This is a genomic window from Kitasatospora indigofera, from assembly GCF_014655955.1.
Taxonomy (GTDB): Bacteria; Actinomycetota; Actinomycetes; order Streptomycetales; family Streptomycetaceae; genus Kitasatospora; species Kitasatospora indigofera.
Map to the genome: position 1 here is coordinate 56,786 of NZ_BNBO01000020.1, position 18,781 is coordinate 75,566.

Here is an 18,781-nt window from a genome sequence, read left to right on the forward strand (position 1 = left end):
CCCCGCCGACGCCCGCGTCACCGACCCTGCCGGACAACGATGGAGAGCCCAGCATGAGTTCAGCGCGAAGCACACCGGACGCGGCCGGCCCACCCGCCCCCGCCGTCCGGCTCGACGGGGTGAGCAAGTCCTACGGCGAGGTCCGGGCCCTGGACGACGTCTCGCTGACGGTGCGGCAGGGGGAGTTCTTCGGCGTCCTCGGCCCCAACGGCGCGGGCAAGAGCACCCTGGTGGAGATCATGGTGGGGATGCGCCGGCCGGACGCGGGCACGGTCAGCGTGCTCGGCGGCAGCCCCTGGCCGCGGGACACCGCACTGCTGCGCCGGATCGGGGTGCAGACCCAGTCCTCGGCCTTCTTCACCCGGCTGACCGCCGGCGAGCACCTGGCCACCGTCGCCGCGCTCTACGGCCTGGACCGGGCGGCCGCCGGGCGGGCCCTGGAGCAGGTCGACCTGGCCGACCGCGCCCGGACCAGGGTCGACGACCTGTCGGGCGGCCAGCGCCAACGCCTGGCGCTGGCCACCGCGCTGATCCACCGCCCCGACCTGATCTTCCTGGACGAGCCCACCGCGGCGCTCGACCCGCAGGCCCGGCGCTCGCTCTGGGAGGTGCTGCGCTCGCTGCGCGGCGAGGGCCGCACCATCGTCTGCACCACCCACCACCTGGACGAGGCCGAGGCGTTGTGCGACCGGGTGGCGATCGTCGCGCGCGGCGCGCTGCTGGCGCTGGACAGCCCCGGCAGCCTGGTCAGGTCGCTGGCCGCCCCGGCCCGGCTGCTCGTCCCCGCGGACCGGCTCTCGGTCGCGCAGGCCGAGGGCCTCGACGGGGTGGACCGGGTCACCGTGGAGGGCGGTGAGGTGGTGATCGAGACCAGGGCCGCCAACCGGGTCCTGGTGGCGGTGGGCGAGCTGGTCGGCATCGAGACGGTCCAGACCCGGACCGCGACCCTGGAGGACGCCTACCTCCGGCTGACCGGATCGGAGCAGCACGGATGAGCGCCTACGCCGCGATGACCAGGGCCACCTACCTGGCCTACGTCCGGGACCGCACCTCGGTCTTCTTCACCTTCGCCTTCCCGCTGCTGTTCCTCGTCGTCTTCGGACTGCTGTTCCGCGGCCAGACGGTCAACGGCGGCCTGGCGTACATCAATTACATCGCGCCGGGGGTGCTCGCCTGGGGCATCGGCAACGCGGCGCTGTTCGGGGTCGCGTTCACCCTGATGCACTGGCGCCGGGACGACCTGCTGCGGCTGGTCTGGCGGACCCCGACACCGCTGCCCACCGTGCTGGCCTCCCGCTACGCGGTGGCACTGGGCACCGGGCTGGTCCAGGCCGTGCTGTTCACCGCGGTGGCGCTGCTCCCGGTGTTCGGCCTGCACCTGGCCGCCTCCTGGCCGGCCGCGCTGCCGGTGCTGCTGCTCGGCGTCACCGCCTTCGTGGCGGTCGGCCTGGTGGTGGGCGGCCTGGCGAACACCCCGGAGGCGGTGGCGGCGATCGCCAACTGCGTGATGGTGCCGATGGCCTTCCTCTCCGGCGCGTTCTACCCCGTCGACCTGATGCCGGGCTGGCTGCAGGCCTTCTCCCGGGTGCTGCCGCTGCGCTGGTTCGTCGACGGGGTGACCGACGCCCTGGCCGGGCGCGGCGGCCTGCTCGGGCCCGCCACCGACTGCCTCGCCCTGGCGGTGTTCGCCGGGCTGTTCACGCTGCTGGCCGCCCGGACCTTCCGTTGGAGCAACCGGACATGAGCACTGACGCCCTGCCCCTGGAGGCCGCCCGCGCCGGGCTGGCCCGCGAACTGGCCGTCCGGGCGGCGGCCGCCGGGCTGCCCGCCCCCGCCGTCTCCGCGCTCGGCAACCGGGACGCCCTGGGGCCGGAGCCGGCCGCCCAGGCCGTACCGCGCGCGGCCGCCGGCGTCCACCTGACCTCGTCCGCCGTGCTGGTCGGCCCGTGGGGCGGCGGCCCGGACTCCCCCGCCGCCTGCGGCAGTTGCCTGGCCATGCGGTGGCAGCGGCTGCGTAGCAGGACCGAACGGGAGGCGCTGGAGACAGGGCTCGGCAGCACCGCGGCGGACCCCGGCTGGCCCCGGCTGACGGGGTTCACGACGGACGCCGTCTGGTCGCTCTGCCTGCTGGTGCCGGGCCCCGGCGGGCCGGCCACGGGCCTCCCCCGGGTGAGCCGGCTGGACCTGGAGACCCTGCGGGTGACGACGGTGCCGCTGCTGGCCGAACCGCTCTGCCCGGTCTGCGCCACGAGCGGCGCGGGGGCCGGCGACGGGGCTGCCGAGAGGGCCGCCGAGGAGAAGCAGGAGGGCCCGGTGCTGCCGCTGCGGCCCCGGCCGAAGCCGGCCCCGGACAGCTACCGGCTACGGTCGCCCGGCTCGTACGCACTGCCCGCCGAGGCACTGGCGAACCCGGTCTGCGGGGTGCTCGGCGCGGGCACCTGGCCGGACGTCACCTCGCCGACCACGGCGCCGGTGGCCGGCAGCGTCTTCATGCGCGGGTACGCCGGGCTGACCGACGTGACCTGGAGCGGGCAGGCCAACTCGTTCCGGGCCAGCCGCGACCTGGCCTTCCTGGAGGGCCTGGAGCGCTACGCCGGGACGCACCGGCGCCGCACCGGCGAGATGCTGGTCGACTCGTACCGCAATCTGGCCGGCGCGGCCCTGGACCCGCGCGAGTGCGGTCTCTACGCACCGCGGACGTACCGGGAGGACCCGATGGTCAGCCCCTTCGACCCGGAGCGCCCGATCCCCTGGGTGCGCGGGTACTCGCTGCGGGACGCGCGCCCGGTGCTGGTCCCGGCCCGGCTCTGCTACTACAGCGCCGGCCTGGCGGCCGACAACTTCGTCTTCGAGTGCTCCAACGGCTGCGCGATCGGCAGTTGCCTGGAGGAGGCGGTGCTGTTCGGGCTGCTGGAGCTGATCGAGCGGGACGCCTTCCTGCTCGGCTGGTACGGCGGTGCCCGGCTGACCGAGATCGACCTGGACTCCTGCGGCGGGGGCGCGCTGCGGGCGATGACCGACCGGGCGGCCCTGCAGGGGTACGAGGTGCACGCCTTCGACAACCGGGTGGACCTCGCGGTACCGGTGGTGACCGGCCTCGCGGTGCGCCGGGACGGCGGGCCGGGGACGCTGGCCTTCGCGGCCGGCGCCGGGTTCGACCCGCTGGGGGCGGTGGAGGCGGCCCTGTCCGAGATCCTCACCTACCTGCCGCACCTGCCCGGCCAGGTCCGCGAGCGGCCGGCCGAACTGGCGGCGATGGCCGAGGACTTCGGCCTGGTCCGCCGGCTGCCGGACCATGCCGCGCTGTTCGGCCTGCCCCGGATGGCCCGGCACGCCGAGAGCTACCTGCGGCCCACCGCCGTGCGCTCCCTGGACGAGGTGTACGAGGACTGGGCGAAGGTCCGGCCGCGCTCCGGGGACCTGCTGGACGACCTGCTGTTCTGCCGGGACGAGCTGGTCCGGGCCGGCCACGACGTGATCGTGGTCGACCAGACCTCGCCGGAGCAGCACCGGCTCGGGCTGCGGACGGTCTGCACGGTCGTGCCGGGTCTGCTGCCGATCGACTTCGGCTGGTCGCGCCAGCGCGCGCTGGGCCTGCCCCGGTTGCGGACCGCGCTGCGGCGCGGCGGGCTGCGCGCGACGGACCTGGCCGACGGCGACCTGCGGCTGGTGCCGCACCCCTTCCCGTGAGCCGCGACCGGACCCGGCCGGCCCGGACGGCCCTGCGCCTCTGGGGCGGAACGCCGCCGGCCCCCTCGGCCCGGAGGGGGCCGACGGGGCCGGCGGGGCCGACGGCATGGCCGATCGGGTCAGGCGGTGCAGCTGGTGGTGCTGGTGGTGCTGGAGCAGGTGCTGGTGGAGGAGCAGCTGGTGGAGGAGCCCAGCATGACCTCGCTGGCGTCCGAGTAGTCGCTGATCTCGAAGGTCTCCGACTCCAGGTTCAGGATCTCCTGCGCGAGGGAGGCCAGGTTGGTGTCGGGGGTGGTGTTCGCCGCCATGAGAACTCCTTCAGAACGCCGGGGACGGCCCGGGCACGACGACCGGACCGGACGGAGGCCGGGCCCCGGTACGGCCCGCCCCGCCACAACGCCCTTTGTACGGGAGGCCACTGGCAGACCCGGCCACCGACCGCTGTCACCTCGCTGACACCGCAGGCCGGCGGCCTGCCCGCGCCCGGCCGGGAGGCCCGCCGATGACCACGCCGTCCCCCGGCCGGTCCCCCGGGACGGCCGGCACCGACAGCTCCGACAGCTCCCAGAGTGCCGGCCGTTCGGGCCGGACCGCCGGCCCCGACCGCGTCGCCGGGTCCAACCGCGTCGCCGGGCCCGACAGCCCCGACAGCTCCGGCCGGCCGGACGGTCCGACCACCCGGGCCGCCGAGTTCTACGTCACGCTGCACCGTGACCCCGAGCTGTCCGGGCAGGAGGAGCGCACCGCCGCCCGGCTGGCGGCCCGGCTGGCCGCCGCCGGCTACCGGGTGGAGACCGGGATCGGCGGTCACGGGGTGGCCGGCGTGCTGCGCAACGGCCCGGGCCCGGTGCTGATGCTGCGCGCCGAGCTGGACGCGCTGCCGGTCGAGGAGCGGACCGGGCTGCCCTACGCCAGCACCGCACGCGCCCGGACGGCCGCGGGTGAGGACGTCCCGGTGATGCACGCCTGCGGCCATGACGCCCATCTGGCCTGCCTGATGGGGGCGGCCGACACGCTGGCCGGTGCGCGGGCGGGCTGGCGCGGCACACTGCTGGTGGTCGGCCAGCCGGCCGAGGAGACCCTGCGCGGTGCCCGGGCCATGCTGGCGGACGGCCTCTACCGCCGCTTCGAGCCGCCGTCGATGGTGCTCGCCCAGCACACCGTGCCGCTGCCGGGCGGGATGGTCGCCCACGGCGGCGGCCCGGTGACGGCGGGCGGCGTCACCCTGGAGGTGGTCGTGCACGGCCGCGGCGGGCACGCCGCCGCGCCGCATCTCGCGGTCGACCCGCTGCTGGCGGCGGCCTCGATCGTGCTGCGGCTGCAGGCCGTGGTGTCGCAGGAGTGCAGCCCCGCCGAGCAGGTGGTACTGACCGTCGGGTCGCTGCGCGCGGGCGGCCCGGCGAACCTCGTCCCGGACAGCGCGACCCTCGGCGTGACCGTCCGGGCGTTCTCGGCGGCCGCCCTGGAGCGGGTGGTGGCCGCCGTGCGGCGGATCGTCCGGGCGGAGGCGGAGGCCTCCCGCTGCCCGGTCGCGCCGACGGTGGAGGTGCTCGCCGAGTCCGGGGTGAACCTCCCCGATCCGGGGCTGACGGCCACGGTCCGCGCCGCCCACCTGGCCGCGTTCGGTGCGCAGCGGGTGGCCGACTGGCCGCCGTCCATGGCCACCGAGGACTTCCCCCTGTTCGGCCCGGCGGGCGCCGGGCTGCACGGGGTGACCGACGTCCAGACGGCCTACTGGATGCTGGGGACGGTCGGCCCCGGGCAGTGGGCGGCGGCGCCCGGGGCGACCGCCGCCGAGAAGCTGGCGGCGCTGCCGCCGAACCACTCCCCGGCCTTCCGTCCGCATCCCGGTCTGACCCTGCGGACCGGGATCGCCGCACTGGTCACGGCCGTTGGCGCGGTGCTGCCGCCTCCGGAGCAGGTGGCGGGCGGCTGAACCGCCGGGCCCGGGGGGCGCGCAGGGCCGCGCGGGCCGGCCACGCCCGGAGCCGCCGCCCGGAGCCCCGGTCCGGCCGCCCGGGGGCCGGCGCCGGGGATTCTCGCCTGCGCACGGTCAAAACCGCTCCCGCGGACGATCACGATAGGCCAGGATGACCGGATGGCAGATGAGATGATCACACCCCGGCGGATCGCGGACGAGCACGTCGCCCGCATGGCCGCCCTCGACCCGACGGTCGCCGCCTGGCTCGGCCTGCACCCCGAGGACCAGCGGCAGCCGGACCTCTCCCCGGAGGGCTACCAGGCGGCCGACGCGCTCAACCGGCGCGCCCTCGCCGAACTCGACGCGGCCGAGGCGGCCCGCGCCGGCGACCCCGCCCCGTGGGACCCGGCCGATGCGGTCTGCGCCCGGCTGCTGCGCGAACGCCTCACCGCCGCCCTGGCCGTCCAGGACGCCGGCGACAACTTCCGCCAACTGCGCAACGTCGCCGCGCCGGTGCACCAGGTCCGCGAGATCTTCTCCCTGATGCCGACCGCCACCGAGCAGGACTGGGCCACCGTGGCCGGCCGGCTGCGCAACCTGCCCGGCGCGCTGGACGGTTACCGCCGCACGCTGGCCGAGGGCATCTCGCGCGGCCTGCTCTCGGCGCCCCGCCAGGCGGCCGTGGTGGCCGAGCAGCTGACCGCCTGGACCGGCGAGGCCGACGGCGGGGCGGGCTGGTTCGCCGGCTTCGCGGCCGGCGGCCCCGAGCGCCTGCGCCCCGAGCTGGACGCCGCCGCGCTGCGGGCCACCGCCGCCGTCGCCGGGTTCCGCGACTGGCTGCGCGACACCTACCTGCCCGCCGCCGACGGCACCCCGGACGCCGTCGGCCGCGAGCGCTACCTGCGGGCCGTCCGCTTCGGCACCGGCGCCGACCTCGACGTCGAGGAGGCCTACGGCTGGGCGTGGGAGGAGTTCCACCGGCTGCGGGTCGAGATGGCGGCCGAGGCCGAGCGGGTGCTGCCCGGCGCGGGCCCGCTGGCGACGATGCGGCACCTGGAGGAGCACGGGCACGCGATCAAGGGCGAGGAGGGCATCCGCGTCTGGCTCCAGGAGCTCATGGACGGCGCGATCGACGCCCTGGACGGCACCCACTTCGACATCCAGGGCCCCGTGCGCAAGGTGGAGTCCCGGATCGCGCCGGCCGGCAGCTCGGCCGCCGCCTACTACTCCGCGCCGAGCCTGGACTTCAGCCGCCCGGGCCGCACCTACCTGCCGACGCTCGGGCGCGACACCTTCCCGACCTGGCAGCTGGTCAGCACCTGGTACCACGAGGGCGTCCCGGGCCACCACCTGCAGCTCGCCCAGTGGAACCACGTCGCCGACCGGCTCTCCACCTACCAGGTCACCCTGGGCAAGGTCAGCGCCAACCTGGAGGGCTGGGCGCTGTACTCCGAGCGCCTGATGGACGACCTCGGCTTCTTCGTCGAGCCCGCGCACCGGCTGGGCTTCCTGGACGAGCAGATGCTGCGCACCATCCGGGTCGTCATCGACATCGGCATGCACCTGCGGCTGCCGGTGCCGGCCGGCTCCGGGTTCCACCCCGGCGAGACCTGGACGCCGGAGCTCGCGACGGAGTTCATGGCCACCTACAACGGCAACCCGGAGCCGGCCCGGACCAGCGAGATCAGCCGCTATCTCGGCTGGCCGGGCCAGGCGATCGGCTACAAGCTCGGTGAACGCGCCTGGCTGCGCGGCCGGGAGGCGGCCCGGGCCCGGCTCGGCGCCGGCTTCGACCTCAAGGCCTGGCACATGAAGGCGCTCTCCCAGGGCTCGCTGGGGCTGGACGACCTGGCCGACAACCTGGCCGCGCTGTAACGGCCTCGGGGCAGGGCCGGCGCGGCGGCCGCCGCGCCGGCCCTGGTGTCACGACCCCGGCGGTGGCGTCACGGCTGAGGGCCCTGACCTCACGACCCCGGGCACCTCTCCGGGCCCTGCCGCCACGGTTCAGGGCCCCGGCGTCACGGCTCCGCCCGGAACTCCTGCGGCGTGCGGCCAAAGCGTGCACGGAACCGCCGGCTCAGGTGCGGGTGGTCGGCGAAGCCCGCCGCCGCCGCGATCTCGGCCAGCGGCAGGCCGGTCCGCCGGATCAGCCGTGCCGCGACGTCCAGCCGGACGGCCGTCAGTTCGCCCTGGAAGGTTCGGCCGGCCCGGCCCAGGGCCCGCTGGAGCGAACGCGGTGCCAGGCCCAACTCCGCCGCCATGTCCGCCAGTCGCCAGGCCCTGGCCGGATCCAGCGCCACCTCCCGGCGGACCGCCGCCGGCAGCCCGCCGGGCGGCTCCGCGGGGAGCGGCGGCCCGGCCCACTCCACCCGTCCGCCGGCCAGGCGGGGGCAGGGACGCCGCCAACCGGCCTCCAGCGGCAGCACGGCGCCGTCCTCGTCCAGCAGGACGAGCGCACAGGCGCGGCCGGTCACCAGCTCCACGCCCGCCCGGTACACCAGGCAGACGTAGAGCGTCTCCACCAGCTCGGGGACGGTCCCCAGGTCGGGGAGATGACGGATCGTCAGACTGTCGCCGGCGAGCGTCGTCCGGGTGCGGTGGCCGATGTACAGCCAGCTTTCGGCCGGACGCGCCCGCGCGACCAGCTCGGGCAGCCCGGGGGCGGTCAGCAGCTCGCGCAGCAGCGGGTCGGACGGCCGGTCGAACAGGTGGCGGGCCGCGGCGTCCACGGCTGCCGGGCCGCGGTGGTGCAGGGCGGCGAGCAGCTCGCGGTGCAGGCGTTCGGGCACCGGCCGGCCCGCGGCCAGCAGCCGCTCCGCCGCCGCGGCGGCCCGGCCGGGCGCGGACGGTTCCCCGGGCGCGGACGGCCGGGGCGAAGCAGACGGCACGGGCGAAGCGGACGGCACGGGGTGCGTGCGCAGCCCCCACAGGACGGACCCGGCCAGCGCGGGATGCACCGTGCGGGCCATCTCCCGGCCGGCCCGCGCCCGGCCACCAGCCGCCCTGCCTCCCGGCCCGCCTCCCGCACCGCCACGCGGCCCGCCGCCGCCCGCCCCGCCACCGTCCGGTACCGCCATGGCGCGATCGTACAAGTGCGGCCCCGCCGGGCGGGCCAGGGTGTGGCGCATGCACATGAACGTGAGGGAACAACGCATTCTGGTCACCGGCGGGACCAGCGGAGTCGGCCGGGCGCTGGCCGCCGCCCTGGCCAGCGGGGGCGCCGAGGTGGTCACCTGCGGCCGGCGGGAGGGACCGGCCGCGGGCCCCGGTGCGAGGATCCACCATCTGACCGCCGACCTCGCGGTGCCGGGTGAGGCCGCCCGGGTGGTCCACCGGGCCGCCGAGCGCCTCGGCGGCCTGGACGTGGTGGTGGCCAACGCCGGAGTCCAGCACCTGGTCACCCTCACCGGCGGGCCCGACCCCGAGGTGCTGGCCCTGGCCCGGCAGGAGATCGCGGTCAACCTGACCTCGGTGGTCGAACTGGCGCCCGCTGCCTGGCCGCACCTCGCCGCCGCCGGCCGCCCGGCCGCGTTCGTCGGGGTGACCTCGGGTCTGGCCTACGCGCCCAAGCGAAGCGCGCCGGTCTACTGCGCCGGCAAGGCCGGCCTGCACATCCTGCTGGAGTCGCTGCGGCACCAGGCGCGCGCGGACACCCCGCTCGTCCGGGTCCAGGAGGTGGTGCTCCCGCTGGTCGACACGGCCATGACGGCCGGACGCGAGGGCCCGGCCCGCAAGATCTCGCCGGAGGCGGCGGCGCGGGCCGTCGTCCGCGGACTCGGAGGCGGCCGGGCCGTCGTGCCGGTCGGTGCCGCCCGCGTGCTGCTCCCGCTGGTGCGGCTCTGCCCGCCGGTGGCCGAGCGGATCCTGCGCGACGGCTAGCAAGGCAGGGGCGTGGACCACCCGGAGGGCACGACGGCGCAGGGGGCACGACGGCTCGAAGGACGCCGCGGTGACCGGTGCGGGCGCCGGTCACCGCGCCCGGTCACTCCTGGTCGGCCACCTCGTGGTCCGCCTGCGCGCTGATGTGGGCCTTGGCCGCCCGGGCCGCCGCCTCGGGGTCGCGGCGGCGGAGCGCGGCGATGATCTCCTCGTGCTCGGCGATGACCCGCGCCCAGTTCTCGGGGTCGGCCGGCACCGTGATCCGGTGCCGGCGGACGGTCAGCAGCAGTTGGTCGGTCAGTTCGGCCAGGACGCGGTAGCCGGCCGCCTCGGCCAGGACCCGGTGGAAGTCGGAGTTGAGTTCCGGCAGCTTCTGGAACGAACGCGTCCCGAGGCGGCCGCGCATCTGCTGCTGGACGGCCTCCAGCTCGGCCAGCCGGGCATCGGTGATCCGCTCGGCCGCGAGGCCGGCGACCAGCCCCTCGATCGCCTCGCGGGCCAGGAATACCCCGCGCATCTCGGCCGCGTCCACCTGCGCGACGGTCACCCCGGAGTGGACCCGGGACACCACCAGTCCGTCCGCCTCCAGCCGCTTCACGGCCTCCCGGATGGGGATCTTGCTCACGCCGAGGTTGCGGGCGAGCTCATCCATGTTGATCCGCTCGCCCGGCTTGAGATCACCTTCGGCAATGGCAGCGCGCAGGCTGTCGTAGACGAGGTCAGCCTTGCTCTTCACCACGGGCAGCCGCGCCCAGTTCGCCTGTGTCACCCCTTCATCGTATGCGATATGCCCGGGACGGCGAAGAGCGGGCCGCCCGCCACGCGGCGGAGCGGTGGCCGGCCACGTACCGCCCCGGTCCGGCCCTCCGATCGAATCGCACCGGAGCGGGCCGGTCGGGTGGAGGCACTCGAACCCGTTGCTGAAGACCGGCCGGCCGAGTGCGCCCGAGGTGTGGTCACCGGTGACCTCCTCGTCGGCGTAGGTGCCGACCCGGTGGTAGGTCCACGCGTCGACGTGGCGCAGCGCCTGCGCGTCCGCGACGAGCGCCCTGCCGCGGTCGCCGCTCCGACCGCCGCGCCCTTGACGGCCCGAAGGGCCCCGTCGAAGCGGATGGCGCAGCTGCCCGGGTCGAGGCCCGCCGCCCGCGCGGCGGCCGGGCCTGACAGTGGGGCGGAGGCCAGGGCGGAGGCCAGGGCGGAGGCCAGGGCGGCGCCGCCGGCGGCGGCACCGCGCAGCAGGCACCTTCGGCTGACGCGGCTCGGTTCGGGGTGCATGGCTGGGCCTCCTGGGTGGGCGGGGGTGAAGCGGAGGGGCGGGACGGGACGAGGCGGGACGGGACGAGGCGGGACGGGACGGCCGACTGCCGGGCCACCGGAGCACGGGCACTCGGGGCAGCGCGGCCGGGCCGGCCGCCGGGCCGCCAAACGCGGATAAAGGTATGCGATATAAGACACGAGTGCCAGAGGTGGAGACTGTTGACATCTGAGGGATTAACAAGTTTCCTATGTCGCATCGCGTTTGGCTTCGTTGGAATGCGACCGTACGGCGAGGTCACCATCACGCGGACGAGCGCCGGCCTGATCACGGCCGCCCCGGACACCGGGCGTCGGCCCCCAGGAGTCCGGCGGCCCGGCATCGGCACGCACCTCCGGGTCGCCCCCTGATGCACCTCCGCCGCTTCCTGCCCGTCGCATAGCCCACCCCGCAGCCGGCCACCACGGCACCCACCCCCGCCCGCCACCCCGGGCCGCCGCCACCGCCTGCCGGGAACGGAAGAAGGGACACCCCCATGCAGCACACCACCGGCCGCGACCTCACGGTCGCGGCCACCCTGCTGGCCCTCACGGCCGGCCTCGGCGCCACCGCCACCGGCCCGGCCTCGGCCGCGACCCCGGGCAGTTGGACGTCCGTCCAGCCCGGCGCACCGAGCGGTTGCGACGGCGTGCGCGCCACCGTCGCGCTCGACGCCGCCGGCACCCCCACCCTCGGCGCCGCCTGGGACTGCAAGCAGGTCCTGAACCCCGCGCCGATCGGCCTGGTCACCAGCACCACCGACTTCAGCACCGGCCTGGACTTCGTCAGCCGCTCCGACGAGACGGTGAACGCGACGTACGAGACCACCACCGGCAACGCCCGCACCCGCACCCGCACCGCGACGGAGACCCGGCTGGTCTTCGCCAAGGGCGCCGAGCGGATCACCGTGCACGTGCGCACCTCCCCGGACGGGGTGGCGCTGCGCTACGAGCTCCCGGCCGGGGCGACCGTGCTGCGCGAAGCCACCTCGTTCGAGCTCCCGGCCGACGCGCAGCTCAGCCGCGAGGTGTTCGGCGCCGCACACGAGAGCGTGTACAGCACGTCGGCGGTGTCCGCGGTGGCGAGCGGTGAGTACGGGATGAGCATGTTCGGGCAGCTCTCCAACGGCGCCCGCGTCCTGCTCTCCGAGTCCGGCGTGGACGGGGGCTACTCCGGCGGGCGGTTCACCCACGCCCAGGGTGACGGGCGCTTCACGGTGAAGCTCGCGGACGCCCAGGTGGTCCGCACCGCCGCGTTCACCACCCCGTGGCGGGTCGCCGCGATCGGCAGCACCGCGACCGTCGTGGAGTCGACGCTGGAGGACGACGTCGCGCCGCCGTCCAGGATCGCCGACACCTCGTGGATCAAGCCCGGCATCGCCGCCTGGCCGTGGTTCGACGGCGGGAAGGCCACCCAGTCGGACCTCACCAAGCTCAAGTCCTGGGCGGACTACGCCTCTTCGCAGGGCTGGCCCTACCTGCTGGTCGACGACGGCTGGAAGGGCGTCACCTGGATGCCCGAGCTGGTCTCCTACGCGCAGGCCCGCGGCGTGAAGATCATGCTCTGGTACCACTGGCAGGACCTCGACACCGCGGCCGAGCGCGACGCCGAGTTCACCAGGCTCAACCAGTGGGGCGTCGCCGGCGTGAAGATGGACTTCATGGGCTCCGAGACCCAGGCGCGCCAGCAGTGGTACGACGAGGCGCTCGCCGCCGCGGCCGGCCACAAGCTGATGGTGGACCTGCACGGCTCCCGCCTGCCGGTCGGTGTCTTCCGCACCTGGCCGAACGTCCTGACCATGGAAGCCGTGCGCGGCGAGGAGTACAGCACCGGCCGGACCATCGGCCACGTCACCGCCGTCCCGTTCACCCGCGGCGCGCTCGGCGCCGCCGACTACTCGCCGATGAGCTTCCAGCGCGCCAACCCCGACAGCGACGGCGCCGAACTCGCCCTCGGCGTCCTCTACGAGAGCGCCCTGATGCTGCCCGGCAGCAAGGTCTCCGACTACCAGGCCCGCCCCGAGGCCCAGCGCTGGATGCGCCAGCTGCCCACCGTCTGGGACGAGACCCGGTTCGTCCAGGGCGACCCGGTCGGCGGCGCGGTCATGGCCCGGCGCAACGGCGACCGCTGGTTCGTCGGCGCGATGACCGGCGCCGGCGCCGGCACCGTCGCGTACCCGACCGCCTTCCTCGGCAGCGGCAGCTGGCACGCGGAGATCACCACCGACGGCCCGGGCGGCCTCGTCCGCACCAGCCGCGTGATCCGGGCCGGCGACACGCTGAGCGTCCCGGCCGTCTCGCACGGCGGCCACGTCGTCAAGCTCACCCGGGTCGCGGCCCTGCCCGCCGGCAACCGCACCGTCAAGGTCGCGGGCGGCACCGACGCGGTCGCCGTCGACGGCGCGGCCGGCTGCGGCGTGCCGGTCGTCCGGGCCCCGGGCGACGGCAGCAGCACCCGGAGCTTCGAGCTCAAGCCCCTCGGCGACGGCTACCTCCGCATCGTCAACCAGGCCAGCGGCGAGGACGTGGTCGTGCTCGGCGCCTCGCGGAACGCCGGCGCCAAGATCGTCCAGTGCGTGTACGCGCCCGGCGAGAAGACCAACGACGAGTGGCTCGCCGAGGACGCCGGCAGCGGGAACGTCCGCTTCGCCAACCGCTACAGCGGCCTCTACCTGACCGCCTCCGCGACGCAGGGCGGGCAGTTCGAACAGCGGCCGTACGACGGCTCCGGGCGCCAGCTGTTCACCGTGTCCTGAGCCCGGCCGGCCGGTGGTGGGGCGGGCCCGGCCCACCACCGGCCGGATCGTCCCCCACCGCGCCCGGCGGGGCTGGCCGTTGCCCGCCGGCCCCGCCCCCGCGCCCACCGTCCCCTCGTCCGCCGTCCCCTCGTCCGTCCTGCCGTCGACCTGCCCGGCGGGCGTGGCGACGCCCGTCGACCCGGTGCCCGCGGGCTCCGCGTCGGTGGACCGGACGACGACGGGCCGGCTCCCGGCGAGGGGACCGGGACCGAGCCCGCCGGCGGCGAGGAGGCCGGCGAGTAGCCGCTCGGACGCCCTCCCGCGGCGGGCGGGCCGGCCCCACCCGGTCCGCCCGCCCGTGCGCGACCCGGCCCGCCGCCGGAAGATCGAAGGGTGCACCCGGGGCACGGGCCGGACCGCACCCCGTGGTGGCGGCCCCGACCGGGCCCCGTCAGGACGGGACCACGACCGGACGGGACCACGACGTCGGAACACCGGCCCGGGGACTAGGTTGGGCCCCGGGTGTCCGGCCCCTCTCCGGCGCACCGGCACCGAGACAGGGTGAGGTCGGCCAATGGCAGTCGCACGGAACGGCCAGCGGAGCCCGGGCGCCCCCGGCGTACCCGCGTTCGTCGGACGGGCGCGTGAGCTCGCCGTCCTGCTCAGCGCCGCCCGGTCGCGGCCGTCCGTGCTCCTGGTCGAGGGCCCGGCCGGGATCGGCAAGTCACGGCTGGCCGCCGAGGCGTCGGCCGTCCTGGCGGCCGAGGGGGTCCGGGTGCTGACCGGCGACTGCCACCCGCTGCGCGAGCCGCTCGCGTACGGGCCCGTGATCGAGGCCCTGCGCGACATCGGCGCATGGCTGCCCCCCACGGGCTGGAACCTGGGGGCGTCGGCCGGCTGGCTGGCGGCGCTGCTGCCCGACCTGGCCGACCGGCTGCCCGCCCCGCCGGGGCCCGCGGCCGGGCCGGTGCCGCCCCGCCACCAGATCGCCCAGGCCGTCCGCACCGTCCTGGCCGCGGTCGCCCCGGCGCTGCTGGTGATCGAGGACGTGCACTGGGCGGACGAGGCCACCCGCGAGCTGCTCCTGCTGCTGGGACGCGACCTCCCCCGGGACGTCGCCCTGCTGCTGACCTACCGCGCCGAGGACGTGCCCGGCCGCGGCCCGCTGCTCGGAGTGGCCTTCCGCCGCCCGCCGAACACGAGCGGCGCCGAGCTGTCGCTGGGGCCGCTGACCGAGCAGGACGTCGCGGACATGGCCCGCTCGGTGCTCGGCCCGGCGGCCACCCCCGTCCTGGTCCGGGCGCTGTACAGCCGTAGCGAGGGGCTGGCCCTGGTGGCGGAGGAGGACCTGATCACCGTGCGCGACCACCAGGGCGGCGAGCCGAGCGGGGTGCCGCGCAGCCTGCGGGAGGTGTTCGCCGAGCGGGTGGAGCGGCTGCCGCCGGAGGCGGTCGCCCTGGCCGACGTCGCCGCCGTGCTGGAGGTGCCGGTCTCCGAGGGCCTGCTCGGCTCCACCGCCGCGCTCGAACCGGGCCCGGCGGCCCGCGCGCTCACGGCGGCGCTGGCCGCCGGCGTGCTGCGGGAACTCGGTCCGGACAGCTACGGCTTCGCGCACGCGCTGGCCCGGCGCGCGCACTACGACAACATCCCCGGCCCCGAACGCACCCGGCTTCACCGGCACGCCCTGGCCGCGCTGCGGCGGCTGCCGAACCCGCCGCTGGTGCAGATCGCCCACCACACCCGCCTGCTCGGCGACGCCCAGGCCTGGCTCACCCACGCGCTGGCCGCCGCCGACCAGGCGGTGGAGGTCGGCGACCAGGGCACCGCGGCCACCCTGCTGCACGAGATCCTGGAGGAGCCCCGGCTGCCGCCCGAGCTGCACGCACGGGCCGCGCTCTCGTTGGCCCGGATCGCCTGGGACGCCACCGAGTACACCCGGACGATCGCCACCCTGCGCCGGATCGTGGCCGGCCCCGGCCTGCCGGTCGCCACCCGCGGCGAGATCCGGCTCGACCTCGGGCTGATGCTGCTCAACCAGGCCGCCGACCCCTCCGGCGAGGGCGAGATCGAGCGGGCCGTGGCGGAGCTGGAGGCCCAGCGGCCGGAACTCGCCGCCCGTGCCATGTCGGTGCTGGCGATGTGGGAGACCAGCCGGTTCTCCGCCGCCGAGCAGCGCGCCTGGATCGACCGGGCGCAGGCGGCCCTGGCGGGCAGCGACGACCGGGCGGCGCGGGCCTCGGTGGCGGCGAACCGGATCACCCTGCTGGCCGCGATGGGGCGGCCGGAGGCCGCCGGGGAGCTGGCCGCGCTGCCGCGCGAGGACGAGGACCCGGAGGTGGTGCGGCACACCGCGCGCGCCCTGGCCAACGCCGCCGAGGTGGGGATCTGCCTCGGGCAGGACGAACGCGCCGCCCACCACACCGAGGAGTCGCTGGCCCTCGCGGAGCGCCACCACGCGCACGCCCTGATCGTGCACTGCCGCTCCTACCGGCTGCTGCTCTCCTGGACGGCCGGCGAATGGGCCGACTGGGAGGAGCGGTACGCGGCCTTCCGCTCCGGCTACCTGGACGAACCACTCGCGGTGGACGACCTGCTGGCCACCGTCCAGGGCATCACGGCGGCGGCCCGCGGCCGCACGGCGCGGGCCACGGAGCGTTTCGGGCGGGTGCTGGCCCGCGATCCGGCGCGCAAGAACGTGAACGCCCTGGGCGCGGCCGCCGGCCTGGCCCGCCTCCAGCTGGCCCGCGACGACGCGGAGGCGGCCTGGCGGACCGTCGCGGACTACCTGCCGCTGCTGCCGCGCAAGGAGCAGTGGGTGTACGCCTGGGACTTGGTGCCGGCCGCCGTGGAGATCGCGCTGCACCGCGGCGACCGGGCGGCGGCCGAGGACCTCGCGGCACGGCACCGGGCCGGGACGGAGGGCACCGACGCCCCCGGGGCGCAGGCCGAGGCGCTGGTCTGCCGGGGCCTGGTGCTGCGTGCGCAGGACCCGGCGGGCGCGGCCGCCGAGTTCGACCGGGCGCGCCTGCTGTGGACGGTCATCGGCCGCCCGTACCACGCCGCGCTGGCCGGCGAACAGGCCGCCCGCGCGCTCGTCGTCCTGCACGACGGCGAGGCCACCGCCCTGCTCACCGGCATCACCGAGACGCACGAGCGGCTGGGGGCCACCACGGACGCCGCCCGGTGCCTGCGCCTGCTGCGCGACCTGGGCCAGGCCCGGCCGCGGCCGCGCGGCCGGGCGGGTTACGGCGACCGGCTCTCCCCGCGCGAGCAGCAGGTGGGGCGGCTGCTCGCGGACGGTGCCGGCAACAAGGAGATCGCGGCGGTCCTCTTCCTCTCCCCGCGGACCGTGGAGCAGCACGTCGCCAAGGTGCTGCGCAAGCTCGGCTGCACCCGGGACGAGGTGCGGGGCCGCACCTTCTGAGCCGGGCGCGCCGCGAGACCTGCGCTGCCGGCCCCGACGGAGTCGTACCGGGTCCCGTCGTGGCCCCCCTGTCCTGTCGCCGTCCTGCCGTGGTCCCGCCGGGTTCTGCCGGGTTCTGCTCCCGGCGCACAGAACTACGTAGCGACCCGCATTGAATACGTAACACCCGCCCGGATCTGCTGAAACCACCGCGGCCCGCCGGTCGCGGCCCCGCGTCCTTCGGCAGGTGCCCCACCATGTCCGGCTTCCCCGTCCGCCGTCCGGCGTCCCCCGGGCGCTCCCGCGCGCGCCGCTTCGGGGTCCGCCGGGGGCCCGGGCAAACGCGCGGTCTCGCCAACGACACGAAACGGCAACATCCACTGGCGCTCATTTCGTATATCGCATACGTTACGCGTCAGGTCGACGATGCCGCGGTGCTTCCCCCGCCGTGCACGCCGCACCGGACCTCCTGCCTTTTCGCCCCCGCACATCCGGGGCGGCCCACCAAGCCGCAGCCCGCCGCACAAGGAGACCCACCCATGGCACCACTCCGCCGCAGACTCGCCGCCCTCTCCCTCGCGTCCGCCTTCGCGCTCGCCGCCTCGGCCTGCGCCTCCGGCGGCGGGTCCGCGGAGTCGGCCGAAGGCCCCACCACCGTCAAGTTCTGGTCCATGCCGTACTGGATCGGCCAGGACGCCAAGGTCAAGGAACTGGTCGACCAGTTCAACGCCTCGCAGAGCAAGGTGAAGGTCGAACTCACGCTGCTGGAGTGGAAGGACGGCCGCGACAAGATCAAGCAGGCCATCGCCGCCGGCAAGGGCCCCGACGTCTGGCTGATGAACAACGGCCTGGAGCTCGACTACCTCAAGTCCGGCGCGCTCGCCCCGCTCGACAAGCTCGGCTACACCAAGGCCGACACCGACAAGTACCTGCCGCTCGCCAAGGTCGACGACCACGACGGCAAGACCTACGGCGCCCCGCTCTACTTCGACGTCGACGTGATGCTCTACCGCACCGACATCCTCCAGCAGTTCGGGTTCAGCGCCCCGCCGAAGACCTGGGACGAGCTGAAGTCCACCGCCGCCGCCATCACCACCAAGTCCGCCGAGGCGGGCAAGAAGGTCAGCGGCTGGCAGTTCAAGGGGATGGACGACCACCTCAACGCCGTCAACTCCACCTGGGAGAGCTTCCTCTGCCAGGCCGGCGGCAGCCTCACCTCGCCCGATTTCAAGACCTCGACCCAGAACACCGAGGCCGGGCGCACCGCGATGGACTACATGAAGTCCTTCTACACCGACAAGGTCTCCCCCACCGGTACCAGCGCCCTCAACGGCTTCATCAGCGGCGACGTCGCGATGTTCCCGTTCTTCCAGTCCGTCATCGCCAACGTCCAGGCCGGCGGCGACAAGGTCGCGGGCAAATGGGCCGTCGCGCCGATGCCGGCCGGCCCCAAGAGCGGCTGCTCGATGGTCGGCGGGCACAGCCTGGTCGCCAGCTCGGCGAGCAAGAACCTGACCGGCGCCGGGACGTTCATGCGCTGGCTGGCCTCCCCCGAACGCAGCGCCCAGTACATGGACTTCCACGCGATCTTCCCGTACGACCTCGCCAAGGTCGACCCGGCCGTGAAGGACACCGTGGACGGCAAGGTCAAGGCCGACCCCAACTGGAACGCCATCTTCGAGCAGCTCGGCCGCAACACCCCGGACCTCCTCCTCCAGGACCGGCACGCCTTCCAGGCCCGTTGGGACGCCCAGAAGGCCAACGTCGTGGCCGGCGTCAACGGCCAGGCCCCCGTCGACAAGGCGCTGAAGACCATCGACGAGACCGTCGGCCAGGCACTCGGCAAGGAGTGACGGA

At 75.7% G+C, this 18,781-nt stretch carries 12 protein-coding genes; 9 read left to right on the plus strand and 3 right to left on the minus strand.

The features are described 5' to 3' along the window. Positions 1 to 53: 53 nt before the first annotated feature. Genes IE329_RS18705 through IE329_RS18715 form a run of 3 tightly spaced genes read left to right on the plus strand, consistent with a single transcriptional unit; the run spans position 54 to position 3,690 of the window. On the plus strand, positions 54 to 995 hold the full coding sequence (locus IE329_RS18705; RefSeq protein ID WP_190212054.1) for an ABC transporter ATP-binding protein: 942 nt from the start codon (positions 54 to 56) through the stop codon (positions 993 to 995). Then, a complete protein-coding gene (locus IE329_RS18710; protein ID WP_190212055.1) occupies positions 992 to 1,744 on the plus strand; it encodes an ABC transporter permease in 753 nt (250 codons plus the stop codon). Before IE329_RS18705 ends, IE329_RS18710 begins: the two co-directional genes overlap by 4 nt. Next, positions 1,741 to 3,690, plus strand: coding sequence for a TOMM precursor leader peptide-binding protein (locus IE329_RS18715; protein WP_190212056.1), 1,950 nt, complete (start codon positions 1,741 to 1,743; stop codon positions 3,688 to 3,690). The genes IE329_RS18710 and IE329_RS18715 overlap by 4 nt, the downstream gene beginning before the upstream one ends. Before the next feature lie 119 nt (positions 3,691 to 3,809). Here IE329_RS18715 and IE329_RS18720 read toward each other — a convergent pair whose 3' ends face one another. Continuing rightward, positions 3,810 to 3,998: a thiazolylpeptide-type bacteriocin gene (locus IE329_RS18720; protein ID WP_073926695.1), complete on the minus strand. Its 189-nt coding sequence runs from the start codon at positions 3,996 to 3,998 to the stop codon at positions 3,810 to 3,812. Positions 3,999 to 4,192: 194 nt separating this feature from the next. Between IE329_RS18720 and IE329_RS18725 the strand changes: the two genes are divergently transcribed. Both IE329_RS18725 and IE329_RS18730 read left to right on the plus strand, forming a co-directional pair. After that, on the plus strand, positions 4,193 to 5,626 hold the full coding sequence (locus IE329_RS18725) for an amidohydrolase (protein WP_190212057.1): 1,434 nt from the start codon (positions 4,193 to 4,195) through the stop codon (positions 5,624 to 5,626). A gap of 162 nt (positions 5,627 to 5,788) precedes the next feature. After that, on the plus strand, positions 5,789 to 7,486 hold the full coding sequence (locus tag IE329_RS18730; RefSeq protein WP_190212058.1) for a DUF885 domain-containing protein: 1,698 nt from the start codon (positions 5,789 to 5,791) through the stop codon (positions 7,484 to 7,486). Positions 7,487 to 7,629: 143 nt separating this feature from the next. Here IE329_RS18730 and IE329_RS18735 read toward each other — a convergent pair whose 3' ends face one another. Next, positions 7,630 to 8,499 carry a helix-turn-helix transcriptional regulator gene (locus IE329_RS18735; RefSeq protein ID WP_190212059.1) on the minus strand — a complete coding sequence of 290 codons (870 nt, stop codon included), beginning with the start codon at positions 8,497 to 8,499 and terminating at the stop codon, positions 7,630 to 7,632. Positions 8,500 to 8,737: 238 nt separating this feature from the next. Between IE329_RS18735 and IE329_RS18740 the strand changes: the two genes are divergently transcribed. Further along, positions 8,738 to 9,490 carry an SDR family NAD(P)-dependent oxidoreductase gene (locus IE329_RS18740; RefSeq protein ID WP_190212060.1) on the plus strand — a complete coding sequence of 251 codons (753 nt, stop codon included), beginning with the start codon at positions 8,738 to 8,740 and terminating at the stop codon, positions 9,488 to 9,490. 103 nt (positions 9,491 to 9,593) lie between these two features. On the opposite strand, the gene IE329_RS18745 is transcribed toward IE329_RS18740, so the two are convergent. Then, complete coding sequence (locus IE329_RS18745) at positions 9,594 to 10,259, minus strand: GntR family transcriptional regulator (protein WP_190212061.1); 666 nt, start codon at positions 10,257 to 10,259, stop codon at positions 9,594 to 9,596. 1,021 nt (positions 10,260 to 11,280) lie between these two features. Here IE329_RS18745 and IE329_RS18750 point away from each other — a divergent pair. The 3 genes from IE329_RS18750 to IE329_RS18760 all read left to right on the plus strand — a co-directional run bounded on the left by IE329_RS18750 (position 11,281) and on the right by IE329_RS18760 (position 18,777). Then, positions 11,281 to 13,539, plus strand: coding sequence for a glycoside hydrolase family 97 catalytic domain-containing protein (locus IE329_RS18750; RefSeq protein WP_190212062.1), 2,259 nt, complete (start codon positions 11,281 to 11,283; stop codon positions 13,537 to 13,539). 556 nt (positions 13,540 to 14,095) lie between these two features. Next, positions 14,096 to 16,945, plus strand: coding sequence for a helix-turn-helix transcriptional regulator (locus IE329_RS18755; RefSeq protein WP_190212063.1), 2,850 nt, complete (start codon positions 14,096 to 14,098; stop codon positions 16,943 to 16,945). 518 nt (positions 16,946 to 17,463) lie between these two features. Next, the gene (locus tag IE329_RS18760) at positions 17,464 to 18,777 is read left to right on the plus strand and encodes an ABC transporter substrate-binding protein (RefSeq protein WP_190212064.1); all 1,314 of its coding nucleotides are present in this window, start codon (positions 17,464 to 17,466) and stop codon (positions 18,775 to 18,777) included. The last annotated feature ends 4 nt before the right edge of the window (positions 18,778 to 18,781 follow it).

Coding starts and splice junctions, on each gene's coding strand:
- IE329_RS18710 (WP_190212055.1), top strand. CDS start 992: ATGAGCGCCTACGCCGCGATGACCAGGGCCACCTACCTGGCCTACGTC.
- IE329_RS18760 (WP_190212064.1), top strand. CDS start 17,464: ATGGCACCACTCCGCCGCAGACTCGCCGCCCTCTCCCTCGCGTCCGCC.
- IE329_RS18720 (WP_073926695.1), bottom strand. CDS start 3,998: ATGGCGGCGAACACCACCCCCGACACCAACCTGGCCTCCCTCGCGCAG.
- IE329_RS18755 (WP_190212063.1), top strand. CDS start 14,096: ATGGCAGTCGCACGGAACGGCCAGCGGAGCCCGGGCGCCCCCGGCGTA.
- IE329_RS18715 (WP_190212056.1), top strand. CDS start 1,741: ATGAGCACTGACGCCCTGCCCCTGGAGGCCGCCCGCGCCGGGCTGGCC.
- IE329_RS18750 (WP_190212062.1), top strand. CDS start 11,281: ATGCAGCACACCACCGGCCGCGACCTCACGGTCGCGGCCACCCTGCTG.
- IE329_RS18725 (WP_190212057.1), top strand. CDS start 4,193: ATGACCACGCCGTCCCCCGGCCGGTCCCCCGGGACGGCCGGCACCGAC.
- IE329_RS18740 (WP_190212060.1), top strand. CDS start 8,738: ATGCACATGAACGTGAGGGAACAACGCATTCTGGTCACCGGCGGGACC.
- IE329_RS18705 (WP_190212054.1), top strand. CDS start 54: ATGAGTTCAGCGCGAAGCACACCGGACGCGGCCGGCCCACCCGCCCCC.
- IE329_RS18730 (WP_190212058.1), top strand. CDS start 5,789: ATGGCAGATGAGATGATCACACCCCGGCGGATCGCGGACGAGCACGTC.